This window comes from Achromobacter sp. MUI-25009338 (genome assembly GCF_057359325.1).
The window spans coordinates 4,836,130-4,854,855 of sequence record NZ_CM170627.1 but is presented as its reverse complement, the minus strand read 5'-3'; the positions used below and the strand labels follow the sequence as shown (position 1 = coordinate 4,854,855).

Sequence of the window (18,726 nt, the reverse complement as noted above, 5' to 3'; positions counted from 1 at the left end):
GGGCCCCGCTCAGCGCACCAATGCCTTGAGCGCCTGCTTGATCCCGTCGGACACGCCCACGCCTTCTGGCAGGGTCTTCAGCGCCGACAGCGATTCCTTCTCGGAGTAGCCCAGCGCCAGCAGCGCGTTCAGGATGTCCGACTGGCTGTCGGGCGCGGCGTGCGGGGTCGCGCCGATGTCGGCGCCGAGCTTGCCGCGCATTTCCAGCAGCAGGCGTTCGGCGGTTTTCTTGCCGATGCCGGGCACGCGGGTCAGGCGTCCGGATTCCTGCAGGGTGATGGCCTGGGCCAGGTCGGCCACCGACAGCCCCGACAGGACCGCCAGCGCGGTGCGCGCGCCGATGCCGCTGACCTTGATGAGTTCGCGGAACGCGCTGCGTTCGCCGGCGGTGGCGAAGCCGTACAGGATGTGGGCGTCCTCGCGCACGGTCAGGTGGGTGTAGAGCGTGACGCGCGCGCCGTTGTCCGGCAGGGCGTACAGCGTGCTCATGGGCACGTCGATGTCATAGCCCAGACCGCCCACGTCCACGCAGATGGTGGGCGGAAGTTTTTCGATCAGGGTTCCGGTGATGCGTCCGATCATGGTGATGGCAGGCCTGGCAAGAGTGGAACCGCGCGCGATGCGCGGCGAATGCGGGGATTCTATACGCTGGGCGCTAGGGCCTGTTCACACTAAAAGGAGCCACGCACAGGCCCTAGCCCAGCAGGCGGCCGTTGCGGATGCGGGTCTTGCCGCCCATGTGCAGGGCGCCGCCCAGGCGGTCGAGCTTGTCCTGGAGGGGGCCGACGTGGGCGTGGCAGATCGCGCAGGCCAGCGCGTCGGCCGAGTCGGGCGAGGGCGCGCCGTCCAGCGCCAGCAGGTGCTGCACCATCATCTGCACCTGCTCCTTGGCGGCGCGGCCGGTGCCGACCACGGCTTTCTTGATCTGCAGCGCGGTGTATTCGTGCACCGCCAGCGAGCTGTCGGCCAGCGCGCACAGGGCCGCGCCGCGCGCCTGGCCCAGCAGCAGGGTGGAGGCCGGGTTGGTGTTGAGGAAGATGATTTCCAGCGCGGCCACGTCGGGCCGCGTGTCGCGCGCGACCTCGCGCAGATTGTCCAGGATGACCTTGAGACGTTCGGGCAGGGACAGCGCCGGCGGGACCACGATGGTCCCGCTGGCGACGTAGCGCAGCCGCGAGCCGTCGGCATCGATCACACCGAAGCCGGTGCGGCGCAGGCCGGGATCGATGCCGAGGACGCGCATCAGTGGCGGAAGTGGCGGGTGCCGGTCAGCACCATGGCGATGCCGTGCTCGTCGGCCGCCGCGATCACTTCGTCGTCGCGCACGCTGCCGCCGGGCTGGATCACGCAGGTCGCGCCCGCCGCCACCACCACGTCCAGGCCGTCGCGGAAGGGGAAGAAGGCGTCCGAGGCCACGGCCGAGCCCTTCAGGGTCAGGCCGGCGTTTTCCGCCTTGATCGAGGCGATGCGGGCCGAGTCGATGCGGCTCATCTGTCCGGCGCCCACGCCCAGCGTCATGCCGCCGCCGACAAACACGATGGCGTTGGACTTGACGTACTTGGCGACCTTCCAGGCGAAGGCCAGGTCGTTCATTTCCTGCTCGGTGGGTTGGCGCTTGGTGACTACCTTGAGCGCGTCGCGCGGCACGTTGTAGGCGTCCGGGCTCTGCACCAGCCAGCCGCCGCCCACGCGCTTGACGTCGAAGGCGTTCTGGCCCGTGCCCATCGGCACTTCCAGCACGCGCACGTTCTTCTTGGCCGCCAGGATGGCCAGCGCGGCGCCGTCATAGGCCGGCGCCAGCAGCACTTCCAGGAACTGCGAGCTGACGGCTTCGGCCGTGGCCGCGTCGACCGGGCGGTTGAAGGCGATGATGCCGCCGAAGGCCGAGGTGGGGTCGGTCTTGAAGGCCTGCTGGTACGCGCCCAGCGTGTCGGCCGCGACCGCCACGCCGCAGGGGTTGGCGTGCTTGACGATGACGCAGGCCGGGGCCTCGAAGCTGCGCGAGCATTCCCAGGCGGCGTCGGCGTCGGCGATGTTGTTGTACGAGAGTTCCTTGCCCTGCAGCTGGCGGTAGTTGCCCAGCAGGCCGGCCGGACGCTGTGCGTCGACGTAGAAGGCGGCGGTCTGGTGGGGGTTCTCGCCGTAGCGCAGCGCCTGCTCCTGCTTGACCTGCAGCGTCAGCGTGCCCGGCCATTCGTTGCGCGCCGGCACGGCGTCCTGCTTGGGCTCGGCGTCGGCCAGGCTGCTGAGGTAGGCGGCGATGGCGCCGTCGTAGGCGGCGGTGTGGGCGTAGACCTTGGCGGCCAGCGCCAGGCGCAGGCCGTAGGAGGTGGCGCCGCCCTGGTCCATTTCGGCCAGCACGCGCGAGTAGTCGACCGGGTCGATCACCACCGTCACGCCGCCGGCTTCGGTGCCGTGGTTCTTGGCCGCCGCGCGCAGCATGGCCGGGCCGCCGATGTCGATGTTCTCGACCGCGTCGGCGAAGGTGCAGTCCGGCTTGGCCACGGTTTCGCGGAACGGATACAGGTTGACCACCAGCATGTCGATGCGATCGATGCCCGCCGCCTTGATGGTGTCCATGTGCTCGGCGCTGTCGCGGCGCGCCAGCAGGCCGCCGTGGATCTTGGGATGCAGCGTCTTGACGCGGCCGTCCAGGATCTCGGGCGAGCCGGTGTGGGCGGCCACTTCGGTGACGGTCAGGCCGGAGTCGGCCAGCAGCTTGGCGGTGCCGCCGGTCGACAGCAGGCGCACGCCGCGCGCGGCCAGCGCGCGGGCAAATTCAACGATGCCGGTCTTGTCGGACACCGAAAGCAGGGCGGTTTCGATTTTCATGGTGAGGGACGGGAGTGGGGCGGGACGCCTTTCTCGTTCTGGTCAGATGGGAAATCTTGAAGGAGCGGGCGGCGCGCCGCGGCGCCTCTCCCGCGCGGGAAAGCTATACCTGAATATTGTGCGCCAGCAGCTTCTTGCGCAGCGTGTTGCGGGTGATGCCCAGCATTTCGGATGCGCGCGACTGGTTGCCGCCCGAGCGCTCCAGCGCCACTTCGAGCACCGGGCGTTCGACGCAACGCATCACCATGTCCCACATGTCGTGGGGCTCGGATTCGCCCAAGTCTTCGAAATAGCGCTCCAGGCTGGCGCGCACGCATTCTTCCAGGACATCTTTCTTGCTCATTTGAGTACAGATATTTTTATGTTGGTGGTGTTGAGGCGGTTATGCCGCCAGCAGGGCTTCTGCGATCGGCGCCGGATGAGGCCCGCCGTCGCGCGAGATGAGGTCGAACCAGTCCGACACCGCCCGCCACTGGTCTCGGGTATTGTCGATCAGATTCATGCGGGCGCAGAACGAATCCGCTCCCGGCAGGCCGTCCAGATACCAGCCGATGTGCTTGCGCGCCGTGCGTACGCCGGTGTGCTCGCCATAGAACCGGTAGTGGTCGTCGAGATGTTCGAGCAACAGCTCGCGCATTTCCCCGTATGAGGGAGGGGCCAGTGTTTCGCCCGTGCGCAGGTAGTGGTCGATTTCGCGGAAAATCCACGGACGGCCCTGGGCCGCCCGGCCGATCATGACCGCATCGGCGCCAGTGTAATCCAGGACGCGCCTGGCTTTTTCAGGAGTATCGATATCCCCGTTGGCGACCACGGGGATGTCCAGCTCCGCCTTGACGGCCCGGATGGTGTCATATTCCGCCTCGCCCGTATAGAGGTCGGCGCGCGTGCGGCCGTGCAGGGTGAGGGCGGCGATGCCGGCCTCCTGCGCCATTTTCGCGATGCGCAAGGCGTTGCGGTTCTCCCGGTCCCAGCCGGTGCGGGTCTTGAGCGTGACCGGCACGCCCAGCGGCGCGCAAGCCGACACCACGGCATCGAGAATCCGGGCCACCAGGTCTTCGTGGCGCAGCAGCGCCGACCCGGAGGCGACGTTGCAGACCTTCTTGACCGGGCAGCCCATGTTGATGTCGATGATCCGGGCCCCTTTATTCGCGTTGAACACCGCCGCCTCCGCCATCATGGCGGGATCGGCGCCGGCGATCTGCACCGAGACCGGGGCGATTTCGCCGTCGTGGTTCAGGCGGCGTGAGGTCTTGACGCTATCCCACAGCTTCGGGTTGCTGGCGGCCATTTCCGAGACGGCGTAGCCGGCCCCCAGCTTCTTGCAGAGCTGGCGGAAAGGACGGTCCGTCACGCCCGCCATGGGCGCGACCAGAACGTTGTTGGGAAGGGACCATTGGCCTATGCGCATGCTCACATTTTAACCGGCTCGATCGCGCCCTCATTTTTCCGGCCGGCAAACGGCTGGTAACGATGGACGACCAAAGCAAACCGAGCCGCCCCGACGGGGGACGGGTCGAGAGGACTCAGGCGCGGAACCCCTGCAGCAGATGCTGGGCCAGCGGCGCGCGCAGCGGCGAGGCCAGGTCCAGCGCCAGCAGGGCCAGGCCGCAGGCGTGCTCGACCGGCGCCAGGCCGGTGGCGAAGACCCGCGGCATCAGGTCGGTCAGGCCGGCGGTGATGGCGCGGTCCACGTGGCGGGCGCGGGCGAACTCGGTCAGGGCCGCGGCCGGGCTGCCCTGGGGATGGGCCAGCCAGCCGCCCAGCGTCTGGGCCAGGCGGGCGGCGTCGCGCAGCCCCAGGTTCAGGCCCTGGCCGGCGACCGGGTGCAGGGTCTGGGCGGCGTTGCCGATGGCCGCCACGCGGCCGTGGACCTGCGCGCGGCGCGCGCTCAGCGCCAGCGGGAAGACGTGGCGCGGCGCCTGGCTCGACAGGCGGCCGAGGCGGTCGCCGAAGGCCGCGGACAGGGCTTGCGAAAACGCGGCGTTGTCCAGCGCGGCGAGTTCGGCGGCGCGTTCCGGCGCGCAGCACCAGACCACCGAATAGGCGTCCGGCGTCTGCGGATGGGGCAGCAGGGCCAGCGGACCCTCCGCGGTGAAGCGTTCCCAGGCCCAGCCGCGGCGCGGCAGCGTGGCCTGCGCGCTGGTCAGCACGGCGTGCTGGCCGTAGTCGCGGCGCAGGTCGGAAGCGCCCGCGCCGTCGGATTGCACGGCGACCTGGCACAGCAGTTCGGTCTCGCCCTGCCGGATGCGCACGCCGTCGCCGTCCTGGCGGTCGATCCGGGCGGGCGGCCCGGACAGCACGGTCACGCCGCTGTCGGCCACGCGCTCGTCCAGTTTCGCGTACAGCCCGGCGTAAGCGACCACGCTGCCCAGCTGGGGCACGCCGAAATCGGTGTTCTGGATCAGGGTGCGGCCCAGCCGCCCGCGCTGCGACACATGGATGTTGCGGATGTCGGCCGAGCGTTCGGGCCAGGCCTGCAGCGATTCCAGCAGCACGCGGCTGCCGTGGTTCATGGCCAGCACCCGCGGGTCCGCGGCCGGCGCAGCGGCCGCCGCGGCCGGGGCGGGCGCGTTGCCCGCGAGCAGGGCGATGCGGGCCGGGTCCGGCGCCACGCGCGCCAACATCAGGGCCAGCACCCGGCCCACCGGGCCGGCGCCGAGTATCGCAATGTCGAAGGCGGATGAGGTCATCCGCGGATTTTAACCGTCCACTACAATCGCACGCAGAGCCGGCGCGCCCAGGCGCCGGCGTTCCCCTTACCGGTTGATCGACATGACGCAGGCCCAGGCGCAATCCTCCCCGTTGTCTACAGCATCCGCCCGCCGTCCCCGCGGCAAGGTCGCCGTGGGCCTGCTGGCCTGTTTCTTCGGCTGGATGGGCGCGCACTGGTGGTATCTGGGCCGGCGCCACGCCTGGGTGGTGACCGCGCTGGCGCTGGTCAGCGGCTTTTGCGCGCTGCGTTTCTATCCGGTCTGGTACGACAACCCCGCCTTCTTCCTGCTGTTCATTCCGATGATCGACGGGTTCATCGAAAGCGCGGTGTTCTCGCTGATGCCGGACGAGAAATTCGACCGCCTCTACAACCCCGGCCTGGGCCGGCCCAGCAACACGGCCTGGGGGCCGGTGCTGGTGGCCCTACTGGCCTGCCTGGTCGGCGCGATCGCGTCGATGGGCGCGATCGCGATGGTGGTGGTCTATACCTGGGTGGCGATGGGCTGGCTGGACGGCTACGTGTTCTAGCGCCCGCTATTCCCGCATCAGCGCCTCGATCTCGCCGGCCTGCACCGGCACGCCCCGCGTGATGATCTCGCAGCCCTCGTCGGTGACCAGCGCGTCGTCCTCGGTGCGGATGCCGATGTTCCAGTAGGCCTCGGGCACGTCGCCGGCCGGCCGCACGTAGATGCCGGGTTCTATGGTCAGCATCATCCCGGCCTCCAGCCTGCGCCATGGACGCTCGGCGCCCTGGGCGGGGCCGGGCTGGCGGTAGTCGCCCACGTCGTGCACGTCCAGGCCCAGCCAGTGGCCGGTGCGGTGCATGTAGAACCGGCTGTAGTCGCCGGATTCCAGCACGCCGTCGAGCGAGCCTTTCAGCAGTTTCAGGTCCAGCATGCCCTGCGCCAGCACGCGCAGCGCCGCCTGGTGGGCGTCGTTGAAGCCGCGCCCGGGCGCGGTGGCCTGGGCGGCGGCCTCCTGGGCCGCCACCGTCAGGTCGTACAGCGCGCGCTGCGGGCCGCTGTAGTGGCCGTTGACCGGAAACGTGCGGGTGATGTCGCTGGCGTAGCTGTCCACCTCGCAGCCGGCGTCGATCAGGACCAGGTCGCCGTCGCGCAGCACGGCCTCGCCGGCCGGATAGTGCAGCACGCAGGCGTTGGCGCCGGCGGCCACGATGCTGTTGTAGGCCACCGACTGCGCGCCGTGGCGGCGGAATTCGTAGAGCAGTTCGGCTTCGAGTTCGTATTCGTGCATGCCGGGGCGGCACACGCGCATGGCGCGCGCGTGGGCGCCGGCCGAGATCTTGGCCGCGCGGCGCATCGCCGCGATCTCCGAGGCGTCCTTGACCAGCCGCATCTCGGCCAGCACCGGCCGGATGTCCTGCTGGCGCGCGGGCGGCGCGTGGCCGCCGCGGCCGGCCTCGCGCGCCGCCGCCAGCCAGCGGTGCAGCCGCCCGTCGGTGCGCTTGTCGCCCGCCAGCGGGGCGTACAGGGTAGGGTGGTCGAGCAGCAGCGTGGGCATCAGCTCGTCCAGCGCGTCGACGGGATGGGCGTCGTCGAAGCCGAAATGCGCCGCGGCGGCCTCGGGGCCGAAGCGCTTGCCTTCCCAGATTTCGTGTTCGGCGTTGCGCGGCCGGCAGAACAGCAGGGCGCGGTCGGACGCGCCGGCGATCAGGACCAGCCACGCGTCCGGCTCGGTGAAGCCGGTGAGGTAGAAGAAATCGCTGTCGTGCCGGTACGGATATTCGGCGTCGCGGTTGCGCACGGCCTCGGGCGCGGTCGCCAGGACGGCGATACCGCCTCCCGCGGCGCGCATCTGTTCCATCAGGCGCTGGCGGCGGGCGGCGAAGGGGGCGATATCGTCGGGAGGCAGGCTCATGGCGGGCGGGGGCGCAAGCCCCGGCAAGGGTTGGGGATGGCGTTTACTTTACCTGCCATACCGCAAACACGACACCCCGCGCGGTCATGCCGAAATGACTGGACGGATCGGCACGGGCTGCTACAATCGCCGCTCTGTCATTGGGGAGTAGCCATCCTTTGCCCCCTCAAAGGAGCTAGCGTCAACAGACTTGGTGGTTCAGCGCTGCGGAGCAGCCGCTAGAACTCCATGGCGTTAGCGGTTTCCATGCTCGGCGGCGCGCCCGCCGCATGGATCAGCCAGGCGAGACCTTTGGCCGCATTGCGTTCACCCCTGGCCGGGCGAGCCGCGATGTCGCGCCAATGGTTTCTGCTCGTCCGGCTGCGTCTATATGTTCCTCACCCTGTTCCTGTTCTTCCTGTCTGCGGCAGTGATCTACTTCGCCTGCGAATTCTTCGTCAACGGCGTCGAGTGGGTCGGCCACCGCTTCCAGCTCGGCGCCACCGCCACGGGCACCGTGCTCGCGGCGTTCGGCACGGCCTTGCCCGAGAGCGCGGTCACCTTCATGGCCGTGGTCTTCGGCGACACCCCCGAGCAAAAGGACATCGGCGTCGGCGCCGCCATGGGCGGGCCGCTGGTGCTGGCCACGCTGGCCTATGCCGTGGTCGGCCTGGCGCTGTGGCGCGCGCGCCGCGGCCGCGTGAGCCAGGCCGACTGTATCAATGCGGACCAGCGCAGGCTGGCCCGCGACCAGGCCTGGTTCATGGGGATATTCGTGTTCAAGGTCGGCCTGGGCCTGCTGGCGTTCGCCTGGAAACCGTGGCTGGGCATCCTGTTCCTGGCCACCTACGCCCTCTATGTCAAGCGCGAACTCAGCAACGACGAGGAAAGCCTGGACAGCGAAGACCTGGAGCCGCTCAAGCTGCGCCCGCGCGACGAGGACCCGTCGCTGTCCTGGGCGATCGTGCAGACGGTGCTGGCGCTGGTGGTGATCGCGGGCGCCTCGCACGTGTTCGTGAACCAGATCGAGGCGCTGGGCGTGGCGATGGGCGCCTCGCCCCACGTCGCGGCCCTGCTGCTGGCGCCGGTGGCGACCGAACTGCCCGAAATCATGAATGCGCTCATCTGGGTACGGCAGGGCAAGGAGCGCCTGGCGCTGGCCAACATCTCGGGCGCCATGATGATCCAGGCCACCATACCCAGCGCGCTGGGCATCTTCATGACGCCCTGGCTGCTGGATGCGCCGCTGCTGGTGGCCGGCCTGTTCACCATGCTGTCGATCGGCCTGCTGTGGCTGCGCTTCCAGCGCGCGGCCATGAGCGTGCCGGCGCTGTCGGCGGTGGGCGGCCTGTACCTGGCCTTCGCGGCCTACCTGGGCTGGCATTTCTACGCCTGATGGCGGGCGGCGCGCAAACCGTCCGCGCCGCCCCTTTTTCAAGCCGTGAATGGCCGCTGGCCCAGGGTCTCCATGACATAGTCCACGAAGCAGGTGATGCGCGCCGCCAGCGCGGTATTGCGGTAGTAGACCGCGTTGATGGATTGGCGCACGTCCAGTGTCTCGGCGGCAAACAACTGCACCAGCTTGCCGCTCTTGCGGTCTTCGCGCGTCATGAAGTCCGACAGGCAGACGACGCCCAGGCCTGCCAGGGCCATGTGGCGCAGGGTTTCGCCGCTGGAGGAGGCTATCGTCGGCTGGATGCGCAGGGTGTCGCCGGCCGGGCCGCGCAGCGGCCAGTCATTGAGCGATTCGGGCTGGGTGAAGCCCAGCAGCGAATGCCGGGCCAGCTGTTCCGTGCCGGTGGGCGTGCCGTGGCGCTTGAGGTAGGCCGGACTGGCCAGAACGCGCACCTGGCTGCTGCCCACGGGGCGGGCGTGCAGCGTGGAGTCCTTGAGGACGCCGATGCGAAAGGCCACGTCGGTGCGTTTTTCGATCAGGTCGATGATGCCTTCGTTGGAGTTCATTTCCAGTTCCACCTGCGGATAGCGCTCGCGAAAACCGGCTATCAGCGGCACCAGCACATGCAGCATGAAAGGAGTGGCCGCATCGACACGCAGCCGCCCGGCCGGGCGCATGCGGCGCGCGGCCATCTGTTCCTCGGCTTCGTCGACCGAGGCGATGATGGCGCGGGCGCTCTGCAAAAAGCTGGCGCCTTCCTCGGTCAGTTCCAGACGGCGCGTGGTGCGGCGTAGCAGCGTGGTCTGAAGCTTTTCTTCCAGCCTGGCCAGCGTGCGGCTGGTGGCCGAGATCGTAAGGCCCAGCAGCTCCGAGGCGGCGGTGATGGAGCCCGTGTCCACGACCGCCACAAAAGCCTGCAACTCATCGAGGGTGGTCTTCATTATTGAATTTAATTCAAAAGAATTTGTTTGATATCGGGCTTAATCCGCAAATATTAAACGAGGACACTGCAAGCCATTGAAAAATATCACTGGATCGCAGCCAGGCCTCTCGCCCTGCTTGCCCTCACCCTGGCGGCCTTTGCCATCGGGACCACCGAATTCGTCATCGTCGGATTGATTCCGACCATCGCCTCCGATCTGAGCGTTTCCCTGCCTTCGGCCGGTCTGCTGGTCAGCCTGTATGCGCTGGGCGTGGCCATCGGCGCGCCCGTTCTGACGGCGCTGACCGGCCGCGTGCCGCGCAAGCTGTTGCTGGTCGGCCTCATGGCCTTGTTCACCGCGGGGAATCTGGTGGCCTGGCTGGCGCCCGGCTACGAAACGCTGATCGTGGCCCGCCTGCTCACCGGCCTGGCCCATGGCGTGTTCTTCTCGGTGGGCACCATCGTCGCCACCAGCCTGGTGCCGCGCGAGAAGGGCGCCAGCGCGATCGCGACCATGTTCAGCGGCATGACCGTGGCATTTGTCACCGGGATTCCGCTGGGTACGTTCATCGGCCAGCATTTCGGCTGGCGCACTACCTTCCTGGTCGTCGCGGCCTTTGGCTTGGTGGCGATGATCGGCGCATGGGCCCTGGTGCCGCGCAATATCGCGCATGCCCAACCGGCGCCGCTCAGCCGCCAACTGCGCGTGCTGCTGCAGCCGCGCCTGCTGCTGGTCTATGCCATGACGGCCGTGGGCTACGGCGGTTCGCTGATCGCCTTCACCTTCCTGGCGCCGATTCTGGAAGACATCACCGGCTTCAGTCCCAACATGGTGAGCCTGGTGTTGCTGGCCTACGGCGTTTCGGTGGCCGTCGGCAATTTCTGGGGCGGCCGCCTGGCCGACCGCAAGGGTCCGGTGGTGGCGCTCAAGCTCATCTTTGCGCTACTGGCCGCCGTGCTGCTGGTGTTGACCTTCACCGCGCCCAGCAAGCCGCTGATGCTGCTGACCGTGCTGGCCTGGGGAGCCGTGGCCTTCGGCAACGTGCCCGGCCTGCAGGTCTATGTGGTGCGCCTGGCGGAAGAAGTGGCGCCCGAGGCCACCGACGTGGCCACCGGCTTCAATATCTCCGCCTTCAATCTCGGCGTGGCCGGCGGTTCCTGGGCCGGCGCCCAGGTCGTCAGCCACCTGGGCCTGGCCCATACCCCCTGGGTTGCAGCGCTGGTGACGCTGGGCGCCCTGGGCCTGACCGTGCTGTCGGGGCGGCTGGACCGCCGCGCCGCCTCCCGGCAGCTGGCCAGCGCCTGAAAGTTCATGGCGGGCGCGGGCGCCGCGAACCTGAGGCCAGTCGTTCGACTGGCTTTTTTTTGCTCCGATATTTAACTTTATTTCAAAAGAATTTGTTCGATAAGGGGCTTAATTGGCAAATATGAAAAGCGCAAACTTCAGCCTATCGGGAAACCACCCCGCCTTTCACATCATCCCAGGAGTCCTTCCATGAGCAATATTCCTTCCTTCGGCGTCGGCACCTTCCGCCTGAACGGCCAAGTCGTGATCGACTCGGTCCGCAACGCCCTGGACGTGGGTTACCGCGCCGTCGATACGGCGCAGATCTACGGCAACGAGGCCGAAGTCGGCCAGGCCATCGCCGAAAGCGGCGTGCAGCGCACGGACCTCTTCGTGACCACCAAGATCTGGGTCGAGAACTACAGCAAGGCCAGGCTGGTTCCCAGCCTGCAGGACAGCCTCAAGAAGCTGCGCACCGACTATGTGGACCTGACCCTGATCCACTGGCCCGCGCCCGGCAATGGCGTGGAGTTGTCCGAGTACATGGAAGCCCTGGCCGATGCCAAGGCCCGGGGCCTGACCCGCCAGATCGGCATCTCCAACTTCAATATCGAGCTGACCCGCCAGGCCATCGCCGCCGTGGGCGAGGGCGAGATCGCGACCAACCAGATCGAGCTCAGCCCCTACCTGCAAGGCCGCAAGCTGACGGCTTTCCTGAAGGAGCAGGGCATCCGGGTCACCTCCTACATGACCCTGGCCTACGGCAAGGTGCTCAAAGACCCGGTGCTGGCCGGCATCGCCGCCAAGCACAACGCCACGGTGGCGCAGGTGGCGCTGGCCTGGGCGCTGCAACTGGGCTATGCCGTGATTCCGTCCTCGACCAAGCGCGAGAACCTGGCCAGCAACCTGCTGGCGCGCGACTTCAAACTGGACGCCGAAGACATGGCCCTGATCGCCTCCCTGGAGCGCAACGGCCGCGAAGTCAGCCCCGAGGGCCTGGCGCCGGTGTGGGACTAAGGAGCGCTTGAAATGGCGACTCTGGCTCGACGAGACCTTCCATGAGATCGCCGAGCACGTGCTGCCTGTTTTTCATCGTTCAGCGGCCAAGGTGACTGCGCCGGCCGAGGAGATTTGCAATGCCTGATATCCAAGACCCCTTGTTCAAGCCATATTCGATGGGCGGCCTCGACCTGCCCAACCGCATCGTCATGCCCCCGATGACGCGTTCGCGCGCCAGCCAGCCCGGCGACGTGCCCAACGCCCTGATGGCTGAGTACTACGCCCAGCGCGCCAGCGCCGGCCTCATCGTCAGCGAAGGCACCTGGATCTCGCCGCTGGGCAAGGGCTATGCCTGGACGCCCGGCATCCATACGCCGGAGCAGATAGCAGGCTGGCGCCTGGTGACCGAAGCCGTGCACGCCGCCGGCGGCCGCATCTTTGCTCAGCTCTGGCACGTGGGCCGCTTGAGCCACAGCAGCCTGTTGAATGGCCAGTCGCCCGTGTCTTCCTCGGCCATCCAGGCCCAGGGCGTGAATGTGTTCGTGGCCGAGGCCGACGGCAAGCCCGGCTTCGCCCAGGCGTCCATGCCGCGCGCGCTCAGCGTCGACGGGATCCACGCCATCGTGGCCGACTACCGCCAGGCCGCGCGCAACGCCATGGAAGCCGGTTTCGACGGCGTGGAGCTGCATGCGGCCAACGGCTACCTGGTCAACCAGTTCATCGACTCCAACGCCAACGACCGCACCGACGAGTATGGCGGCGCGCTGGAAAACCGCCTGCGCTTCCTGGGCGAAGTGACCCAGGCGCTGATCGAGGGCACGGGCGGCGCCGGCCGCGTCGGCATTCGCCTGGCGCCGCTGACCACGCTCAATGGCTGTGTGGACGCCGACCCTGAAACCACTTACCTGGGAGCGGCCCGGCTGCTGGCCGGCATGGGCGTGGGCTATATCCACATTGCCGAGGCCGACTGGGAAGACGCACCGCTCATGCCGGTGGACTTCAAGCAGCGCCTGCGTCAGGCCTTCCCCGGCGCCATGATCTATGCCGGCGGCTACACGGCCGAGCGCGCCCGCCAGGCCCTGGAGCAGGGCTGGGCCGACCTGATCGGCTTTGGCCGGCCTTTTGTCGCCAACCCCGACCTGCCCGAGCGCCTGCGCACCGGCGCGCCGCTGAACATGCATGACCGCGAAACACTGTTCGGCGGCGGCGAGTGCGGCCTGACCGACTACCCCGCACTGGAAACCGAAGCGGCCTGAGCGCATTGCCAAGAACCTGGTGTCGGCCCACGCGCCTCTGCCTCTCTGATCGAAGCCATGAGCACCACTACCCCCTCCCGTCCGTTGTTCGCCGGACGCAGCTTTCGTGTCGACTACGACGGTCTGTCTGCGCACAACATCTATTCGGAAGACGGCAAGACGATCCGCTACGCCATCGTCTCGGGCGCCTACGCCGGCGCCAGCGGCGAGGCGCAATGCCAGTGGCAGGAGGTCAGCGATGGCGTTTACGCGATCTCCTGGCAGGAAGCGGATGGCGCCACCGTCGTGCATATCGACGATTTCATCCGCGGCCGTTCGCAGGCCTGCTTCACCGCCGCCGATCTGAGCTTTTACCGCATGCAGGGGCCGCTGACCGAGCTCCACTGAAAAAGGAAGCAAGCATGGATGCCGGGCATTTTTTCTGTGGATAACCCTTGTCCATAAGTGGAAACCCGGCTAAAATCTCGAGCGTTATCCATCCCAGGAGCAATCTTCGTGAATACCGATTCCGGCGAAAGTTGTCGATCTTGCATCGACGCCGCTGTCTGACAGGTCCACGCAGAACTCCGTCTGCCGCAGCCTGTTGAACAGGTTGCGGTCTTCCCGGTCGCATCAGGCTTACCGGGAACCTCCCCAACGTATACACCGGCGTACCAACCGCCAGAACCGCCGCTAGCCGCAGCGCCCGCGTACGCGCACGCCTGTTTCGTGCCGTGCTTCCAGCGCCGCGCAGGCCTGCGCGCGTATTCGCGATCACGCTCCCCGTTCCTGCAATGGAGGTCGTTATGCGTTTCTTCGACTTGTTCCTGCGCCGCGCCGGCGTGGACCGTGCCGCCGCCCTGAGCCGCCGCCGCGGCACTTCGCGCCTGACCGTCATTTGTCCGCGCGGCGAACTGGGCGCCCTGCGCAAGCAGATCTATCTGGACTTCAGCGCCGCCGGCCTGGCCGTCTCGCAAGTCCAGATCGAACCGGGCCACGACCCCGATACGGCATCGGCCTGCATCACGGTCAATTGCCCCCCCGAGCTGCGCGGCGAGCTGATGTCGCAGGCCCGCCGCCTGAGCGCCAACCCCGCCGTGCGCCGCGTGCATTTCGGCGCGCAGGCCGCGATGGCCTGAGCCGTCCGGCCCAAACCAGGAGAGATCCATGCCCAGTGCCTTAGACCCTGAATCTCGATTGCGCCGTGCAGTGCGCGGCACCGGCATGCCTGTCTGACCCGTCTTCTCGCTGCGAGCCGACGATCGGACAGCCGTTCCGGTCCGTACGGAGCCCGCAGCCCAGGATCCCCGGCCTGGCCCACGCCACGTGAGCCGCTGGCGCCGCCCCGGATTCCTTCGCCAGCCTTTCTTCCGTTTTCCGCACCCGGCGCATCTACGACGCGATCCGGACACCGGCAACATCGCCCCGGCGTCTGCGCACGCCCGTAAGCGGAACGACGACCTGCCCCCCGCAGGCCGTGGCCCGCGGCCGGCCGCGCGCAGCCGCGGGCGGAAGCGTCAGTGTCTCCGACAACACCAGAAAAACCGGAGCACTCCAATGTTCAAGTTCCTCCATTCCTTCTTTTCGTCGGCGGCCGGCCTGCGCCATGTCGCGCGCCATTTCCGCCGCACGCCCATGCCGTTGCGGGCCGGCGACGCCGCCGCGTCGGTCGAAGCCGGCCGCCGCGCCAACCGCCAGATGCTGGCGCTGGCGCGGCTGGACGACGACGCCCTGTTCGCCCGCTACGGCAGCAGCCGGGCGGGGCTGAGCGAAGCCCAGGCCCGCGCCGCGCGCGAGCGCCACGGCGCCAACGAGGTCGACCACGAAAAGCCGCTGTCCTGGCATGCCCATCTGTGGCTGTCCTACCGCAATCCGTTCAACCTGCTGCTGACGGCGCTGGCCGTGCTGTCGTGGCTGACCGACGTGCGCATGGCCGCGCCGGCCGAACAATCGTGGACCGCGGCCCTCATCATCGGCTCCATGGTGCTGATCTCCACCGTGCTGCGCTTCGTGCAGGAGCGGCGCTCCAACCGCGCGGCCGAGGCGCTCAAGGCCATGGTGCAGAACACCGCCACGGTGCTGCGCAGCGATGCCGGCCCGGCGCCGCGCCAGTTCGGCGGCGCGCAGGCCGGCGGGCCGCGCCAGGCGGAAGTGCCCCTGGCCGACCTGGCGCCGGGCGACGTGGTGCTGCTGTCGGCCGGCGACATGATTCCGGCCGACTGCCGCATCCTGGCGGCCAAGGACCTGTTCGTGGCCCAGGCCGCGCTGACGGGCGAATCCCTGCCGGTCGAGAAGCACGCTTGCCAGCGCACCCCGGCCGCCGCCGCGCTGGAGCTGGAAAACATGGCGTTCATGGGCACCAACGTGGTCAGCGGCTCCGGCCTGGCCCTGGTGGTGGCCACCGGCGCGCGCACCTATTTCGGCCAGCTCGCCGGACGTGTGACGCAGGCCAGCCGCGAGCCCACCCAGTTCCAGCAAGGCATCAACCGGGTGAGCTGGGTGCTGATCCGCTTCATGCTGGTGATGGCGCCCATCGTCATGCTGATCAACGGCTTCACCAAGGGCGACTGGCTGGAGGCGCTGCTGTTCGCGCTGGCCATCGCCGTGGGGCTGACCCCCGAAATGCTGCCCATGATCGTCACGGCCACGCTGGCCAAGGGCGCGCTGCGCATGTCGCGGCGCAAAGTGGTGGTCAAGCGCCTGGACGCCATTCAGAACCTGGGCGCGATGAACGTGCTGTGCACCGACAAGACCGGCACCCTGACCCAGGACCGCATCGTGCTGGAGCGGCACATCGACGTCTACGGCGCGAGCTGCGACGAGGTGCTGGCCTACGCCTATCTCAACAGCTACTACCAGACCGGGCTGAAGAACCTGCTGGACGTGGCCGTGCTGCAGCACGCCGAAGTCGAGCGCAGCCTGGAGCTGGCCGCGAAGTACCGCAAGGTCGACGAGATCCCCTTCGACTTCGCGCGCCGCCGCATGTCGGTCGTGGTCAACGAAACCGAGAACGGCCGCGACCACCACGAGCTGATCTGCAAGGGCGCGCTGGAGGAAGTGCTGGCCGCCTGCACCCGCCTGCGCGTGGGCGGCGAGACGCATCCGCTGACCGAGGCGCGCCGGCAGGACATCCGCCGCGTGACGGCGGCGCTGAACCGCGACGGTCTGCGCGTCATCGCCGTGGGCGTGAAGGAAATGCCGCCGGCCGGCCGCGCCTACGGCGTGGCCGACGAGTCCGACCTGGTGCTGGTGGGCTACATCGCGTTCCTGGACCCGCCCAAGGAGTCCACCGCGCCCGCGCTGGCGGCGCTGCGCGAGTCCGGCGTCGAAGTGAAGGTGCTGACCGGCGACGTGGAGCTGGTCACGCAGAAGGTCTGCCGGGAGGTCGATTTCACGGTGCGCAAGGTCTACCTGGGCGCCGAGATCGAAGAGATGGACGAGCGCCAGCTGGCCGCCGCCGTGCGCGAGGCCAACGTGTTCGCCCGCCTGACGCCGGCGCACAAGGAAAGAATCGTGCGCAGCCTGCGGGCGCAGGGCTGCACCGTGGGCTTCATGGGCGACGGCATCAACGACGCGCCGGCGCTGCGCGCGGCCGACGTGGGGATCTCGGTGGACTCGGCGGTCGACATCTCGAAAGAGGCCGCCGACATCATCCTGCTGGAGAAAAGCCTGATGGTGCTGGAGGACGGCATCATCGAAGGCCGCAAGACCTTCTGCAACATGCTCAAGTACCTGAAGATGACGGCCAGCTCGAATTTCGGCAACGTGTTTTCGGTATTGGTGGCCAGCGCCTTTCTGCCGTTTTTGCCCATGCTGCCCATCCACCTGCTGCTGCAGAACCTGATCTACGACATCTCCCAGGCCGCGATCCCGTTCGACAACGTGGACGCGGAACTGCTGCGGCGGCCCCAGCAATGGGACCCCGACGGCCTGGGGCGGTTCATGGTCTTCTTCGGCCCGATCAGCTCCATTTTCGACATCGCCACGTACGCCCTCATGTGGTACGTGTTCCAGGCCAACGCGCCCGAGCACCAGACGCTGTTCCAGTCGGGCTGGTTCGTCGAAGGCCTGCTGTCGCAGACGCTGGTGGTGCACATGATCCGCACGCGCAAGATTCCGTTCCTGCAAAGCCGTCCCGCCTGGCCGCTGGCGGCGATGACGCTGGCGGTCGTGGGCGTGGGGCTGCTGCTGCCGTTCTCGCCGCTGGCCGGGTATTTCCAGCTGCAGGCGCTGCCGTGGCGCTATTTCCCCTGGCTCGCGGGTATCCTGCTCAGCTACTGCGTCCTGACGCAGCTGCTGAAAACGATCTGGGTGCGCCGTCATGGCTGGCAATAGCCGCGGGCGTCCGTGGCCGTATCGGGAGACCGGCATGAAAAGCTTCTGCATGGGCGCGCTGGCCCTGGCCGGCGCGGTTCTGGCGCCCTGGGCGCAGGCCGCGGACGCGGCGAGCGGCGTGCTCCTGTACGGGGTGGTGGACGCCGGCTTGGCCGTCACCAGCACCTCGGGCAAGGGCAGCCGCGCCGGCCTGCTCGACGGCGGGCTCACCGACTCCCTGTGGGGGCTGATGGGCGCCGAAGAGCTGGGCGGCGGCTGGCGGTCGCGCTTCCAGCTGGAAAGCGGCTTCGACCCGTCCTCGGGCCGGCGGGCCGACGGCGACGGCAAATTGTTCGACTACGCCGCCTGGGTCGGGCTGGCCAGCGACGACTATGGCGAGCTGCGGTTGGGCCGCCAGCACCCGGTGGGCCAGCTGTACGGCAGCGCGCTGGAAATCGCTTCCTGGAAGGAAATGGGCATGGGCGCCACCTTCAAGGCTTCGGACAACTACCAGCTCGACAATATGGTGAATTATCTTTCGCCGACGTGGAGCGGTTTCCAGGCCGGCCTCGGCTATTCCTTCGACGCCGACGGCCAGGATCGCTTCCGCACCGCGGCGAACAACCGGGCCGTCAGCGCCGGCCTGAAGTACGAGCAGGGGCCGCTGCTGGCGGTCGCCACCTGGGACCAGCTGCGGCTGGCCGACGGCCCCGAGGCCGGCGGCCGTCCGCAGGCCGTGCAGCTCGGCGCGGCTTACGACTTCGAGGTGCTGAGGCTGTCCGTGGCCTGGTCTCGCCAGCGCAACGGCTATGCCGGGCTGGACGGGGGCGGCCCGGACGGCCTGGGGCCGCCGGCGTTCGCGCGCGGCGGCACGGTCGACGCCTGGCTGATCGGCGCCAGCGTGCCGGCCGGGCCGGGCACGCTGCTGCTGCAATGGTCGCTGGCGCATCCGGATTGGCGCTGGGACGACGGCGCCCGGGCGCGCAACGCGCAGGTGGCCACGCTGGGCTATACCTACGGCCTGTCGCGGCGGACCACGCTTTATGCGTTTGCGGGCTATGCCTCGAACTACACCCTGGAAGAACAGTTCGATCCGGCCCATTCCCACACCATCCGGTGCGGCGCCGGCATCTCCCACCGTTTCTGAGCTCCGCAGCTACAATCGACGGGATGC

Annotated in this window: 17 protein-coding genes and 1 riboswitch; of the genes, 9 read left to right on the top strand and 8 right to left on the bottom strand. The window is 68.3% G+C overall.

Annotation, left to right across the window (positions count from 1 at the left end; all coding sequences use genetic code 11):
• Window positions 1-9 precede the first annotated feature (9 nt).
• From ruvA to AC1IQ6_RS22955, 6 genes are all read right to left on the bottom strand, one after another.
• The gene (gene ruvA / locus AC1IQ6_RS22980) at window positions 10-582 is read right to left on the bottom strand and encodes a Holliday junction branch migration protein RuvA (RefSeq protein WP_102775570.1); all 573 of its coding nucleotides are present in this window, start codon (window positions 580-582) and stop codon (window positions 10-12) included.
• Between the two features lie 112 nt (window positions 583-694).
• Window positions 695-1,243 (bottom strand): crossover junction endodeoxyribonuclease RuvC, encoded by a 549-nt coding sequence (gene ruvC / locus AC1IQ6_RS22975; protein WP_485865350.1) that lies wholly within the window; start codon window positions 1,241-1,243, stop codon window positions 695-697.
• A complete protein-coding gene (gene purH / locus AC1IQ6_RS22970; RefSeq protein WP_102775572.1) occupies window positions 1,243-2,832 on the bottom strand; it encodes a bifunctional phosphoribosylaminoimidazolecarboxamide formyltransferase/IMP cyclohydrolase in 1,590 nt (529 codons plus the stop codon). Before purH ends, ruvC begins: the two co-directional genes overlap by 1 nt.
• A gap of 103 nt (window positions 2,833-2,935) precedes the next feature.
• Window positions 2,936-3,175 (bottom strand): helix-turn-helix domain-containing protein, encoded by a 240-nt coding sequence (locus AC1IQ6_RS22965; protein ID WP_006217670.1) that lies wholly within the window; start codon window positions 3,173-3,175, stop codon window positions 2,936-2,938.
• 39 nt (window positions 3,176-3,214) lie between these two features.
• Window positions 3,215-4,240 carry a tRNA dihydrouridine synthase DusB gene (gene dusB, locus AC1IQ6_RS22960; protein WP_168202257.1) on the bottom strand — a complete coding sequence of 342 codons (1,026 nt, stop codon included), beginning with the start codon at window positions 4,238-4,240 and terminating at the stop codon, window positions 3,215-3,217.
• A 115-nt stretch (window positions 4,241-4,355) separates the two neighbouring features.
• Complete coding sequence (locus tag AC1IQ6_RS22955; RefSeq protein ID WP_485865349.1) at window positions 4,356-5,522, bottom strand: UbiH/UbiF/VisC/COQ6 family ubiquinone biosynthesis hydroxylase; 1,167 nt, start codon at window positions 5,520-5,522, stop codon at window positions 4,356-4,358.
• Between the two features lie 82 nt (window positions 5,523-5,604).
• Here AC1IQ6_RS22955 and AC1IQ6_RS22950 point away from each other — a divergent pair, with 82 nt between their 5' ends.
• On the top strand, window positions 5,605-6,072 hold the full coding sequence (locus AC1IQ6_RS22950; RefSeq protein WP_102775656.1) for an NINE protein: 468 nt from the start codon (window positions 5,605-5,607) through the stop codon (window positions 6,070-6,072).
• A gap of 6 nt (window positions 6,073-6,078) precedes the next feature.
• Here AC1IQ6_RS22950 and AC1IQ6_RS22945 read toward each other — a convergent pair whose 3' ends face one another.
• Window positions 6,079-7,422 (bottom strand): aminopeptidase P N-terminal domain-containing protein, encoded by a 1,344-nt coding sequence (locus AC1IQ6_RS22945; RefSeq protein WP_111826446.1) that lies wholly within the window; start codon window positions 7,420-7,422, stop codon window positions 6,079-6,081.
• Window positions 7,423-7,551: 129 nt separating this feature from the next.
• Window positions 7,552-7,749, top strand: a riboswitch (yybP-ykoY riboswitch).
• Window positions 7,750-7,792: 43 nt separating this feature from the next.
• On the opposite strand from AC1IQ6_RS22945, the gene AC1IQ6_RS22940 reads away from it, so the two are divergent.
• Window positions 7,793-8,797: a sodium:calcium antiporter gene (locus AC1IQ6_RS22940; protein WP_102775576.1), complete on the top strand. Its 1,005-nt coding sequence runs from the start codon at window positions 7,793-7,795 to the stop codon at window positions 8,795-8,797.
• A 38-nt stretch (window positions 8,798-8,835) separates the two neighbouring features.
• Here AC1IQ6_RS22940 and AC1IQ6_RS22935 read toward each other — a convergent pair whose 3' ends face one another.
• The gene (locus tag AC1IQ6_RS22935; RefSeq protein WP_485865348.1) at window positions 8,836-9,738 is read right to left on the bottom strand and encodes a LysR substrate-binding domain-containing protein; all 903 of its coding nucleotides are present in this window, start codon (window positions 9,736-9,738) and stop codon (window positions 8,836-8,838) included.
• Between the two features lie 93 nt (window positions 9,739-9,831).
• On the opposite strand from AC1IQ6_RS22935, the gene AC1IQ6_RS22930 reads away from it, so the two are divergent.
• From AC1IQ6_RS22930 to AC1IQ6_RS22900, 7 genes are all read left to right on the top strand, one after another.
• Window positions 9,832-11,025, top strand: a complete 1,194-nt coding sequence (locus AC1IQ6_RS22930) for an MFS transporter (RefSeq protein WP_485866597.1) — start codon at window positions 9,832-9,834, stop codon at window positions 11,023-11,025.
• 189 nt (window positions 11,026-11,214) lie between these two features.
• Window positions 11,215-12,021, top strand: a complete 807-nt coding sequence (dkgB, locus tag AC1IQ6_RS22925; protein WP_485865347.1) for a 2,5-didehydrogluconate reductase DkgB — start codon at window positions 11,215-11,217, stop codon at window positions 12,019-12,021.
• 119 nt (window positions 12,022-12,140) lie between these two features.
• A complete protein-coding gene (locus AC1IQ6_RS22920) occupies window positions 12,141-13,259 on the top strand; it encodes an alkene reductase (protein ID WP_485865346.1) in 1,119 nt (372 codons plus the stop codon).
• Between the two features lie 57 nt (window positions 13,260-13,316).
• Window positions 13,317-13,646 (top strand): phenolic acid decarboxylase, encoded by a 330-nt coding sequence (locus AC1IQ6_RS22915; protein WP_485865345.1) that lies wholly within the window; start codon window positions 13,317-13,319, stop codon window positions 13,644-13,646.
• A 398-nt stretch (window positions 13,647-14,044) separates the two neighbouring features.
• Complete coding sequence (locus AC1IQ6_RS22910) at window positions 14,045-14,377, top strand: hypothetical protein (protein ID WP_102775585.1); 333 nt, start codon at window positions 14,045-14,047, stop codon at window positions 14,375-14,377.
• A 418-nt stretch (window positions 14,378-14,795) separates the two neighbouring features.
• The gene (gene mgtA / locus AC1IQ6_RS22905; protein ID WP_485865344.1) at window positions 14,796-17,573 is read left to right on the top strand and encodes a magnesium-translocating P-type ATPase; all 2,778 of its coding nucleotides are present in this window, start codon (window positions 14,796-14,798) and stop codon (window positions 17,571-17,573) included.
• A 34-nt stretch (window positions 17,574-17,607) separates the two neighbouring features.
• Window positions 17,608-18,699 (top strand): porin, encoded by a 1,092-nt coding sequence (locus tag AC1IQ6_RS22900; RefSeq protein ID WP_485865343.1) that lies wholly within the window; start codon window positions 17,608-17,610, stop codon window positions 18,697-18,699.
• The last annotated feature ends 27 nt before the right edge of the window (window positions 18,700-18,726 follow it).

What these genes read in the sequence shown, in the direction of transcription:
- ruvA (WP_102775570.1), bottom strand. Translation starts at nt 582, where the DNA reads ATGATCGGACGCATCACCGGAACCCTGATCGAAAAACTTCCGCCCACC.
- ruvC (WP_485865350.1), bottom strand. Translation starts at nt 1,243, where the DNA reads ATGCGCGTCCTCGGCATCGATCCCGGCCTGCGCCGCACCGGCTTCGGT.
- purH (WP_102775572.1), bottom strand. Translation starts at nt 2,832, where the DNA reads ATGAAAATCGAAACCGCCCTGCTTTCGGTGTCCGACAAGACCGGCATC.
- AC1IQ6_RS22965 (WP_006217670.1), bottom strand. Translation starts at nt 3,175, where the DNA reads ATGAGCAAGAAAGATGTCCTGGAAGAATGCGTGCGCGCCAGCCTGGAG.
- dusB (WP_168202257.1), bottom strand. Translation starts at nt 4,240, where the DNA reads ATGCGCATAGGCCAATGGTCCCTTCCCAACAACGTTCTGGTCGCGCCC.
- AC1IQ6_RS22955 (WP_485865349.1), bottom strand. Translation starts at nt 5,522, where the DNA reads ATGACCTCATCCGCCTTCGACATTGCGATACTCGGCGCCGGCCCGGTG.
- AC1IQ6_RS22950 (WP_102775656.1), top strand. Translation starts at nt 5,605, where the DNA reads ATGACGCAGGCCCAGGCGCAATCCTCCCCGTTGTCTACAGCATCCGCC.
- AC1IQ6_RS22945 (WP_111826446.1), bottom strand. Translation starts at nt 7,422, where the DNA reads ATGAGCCTGCCTCCCGACGATATCGCCCCCTTCGCCGCCCGCCGCCAG.
- AC1IQ6_RS22940 (WP_102775576.1), top strand. Translation starts at nt 7,793, where the DNA reads ATGTTCCTCACCCTGTTCCTGTTCTTCCTGTCTGCGGCAGTGATCTAC.
- AC1IQ6_RS22935 (WP_485865348.1), bottom strand. Translation starts at nt 9,738, where the DNA reads ATGAAGACCACCCTCGATGAGTTGCAGGCTTTTGTGGCGGTCGTGGAC.
- dkgB (WP_485865347.1), top strand. Translation starts at nt 11,215, where the DNA reads ATGAGCAATATTCCTTCCTTCGGCGTCGGCACCTTCCGCCTGAACGGC.
- AC1IQ6_RS22920 (WP_485865346.1), top strand. Translation starts at nt 12,141, where the DNA reads ATGCCTGATATCCAAGACCCCTTGTTCAAGCCATATTCGATGGGCGGC.
- AC1IQ6_RS22915 (WP_485865345.1), top strand. Translation starts at nt 13,317, where the DNA reads ATGAGCACCACTACCCCCTCCCGTCCGTTGTTCGCCGGACGCAGCTTT.
- AC1IQ6_RS22910 (WP_102775585.1), top strand. Translation starts at nt 14,045, where the DNA reads ATGCGTTTCTTCGACTTGTTCCTGCGCCGCGCCGGCGTGGACCGTGCC.
- mgtA (WP_485865344.1), top strand. Translation starts at nt 14,796, where the DNA reads ATGTTCAAGTTCCTCCATTCCTTCTTTTCGTCGGCGGCCGGCCTGCGC.
- AC1IQ6_RS22900 (WP_485865343.1), top strand. Translation starts at nt 17,608, where the DNA reads ATGAAAAGCTTCTGCATGGGCGCGCTGGCCCTGGCCGGCGCGGTTCTG.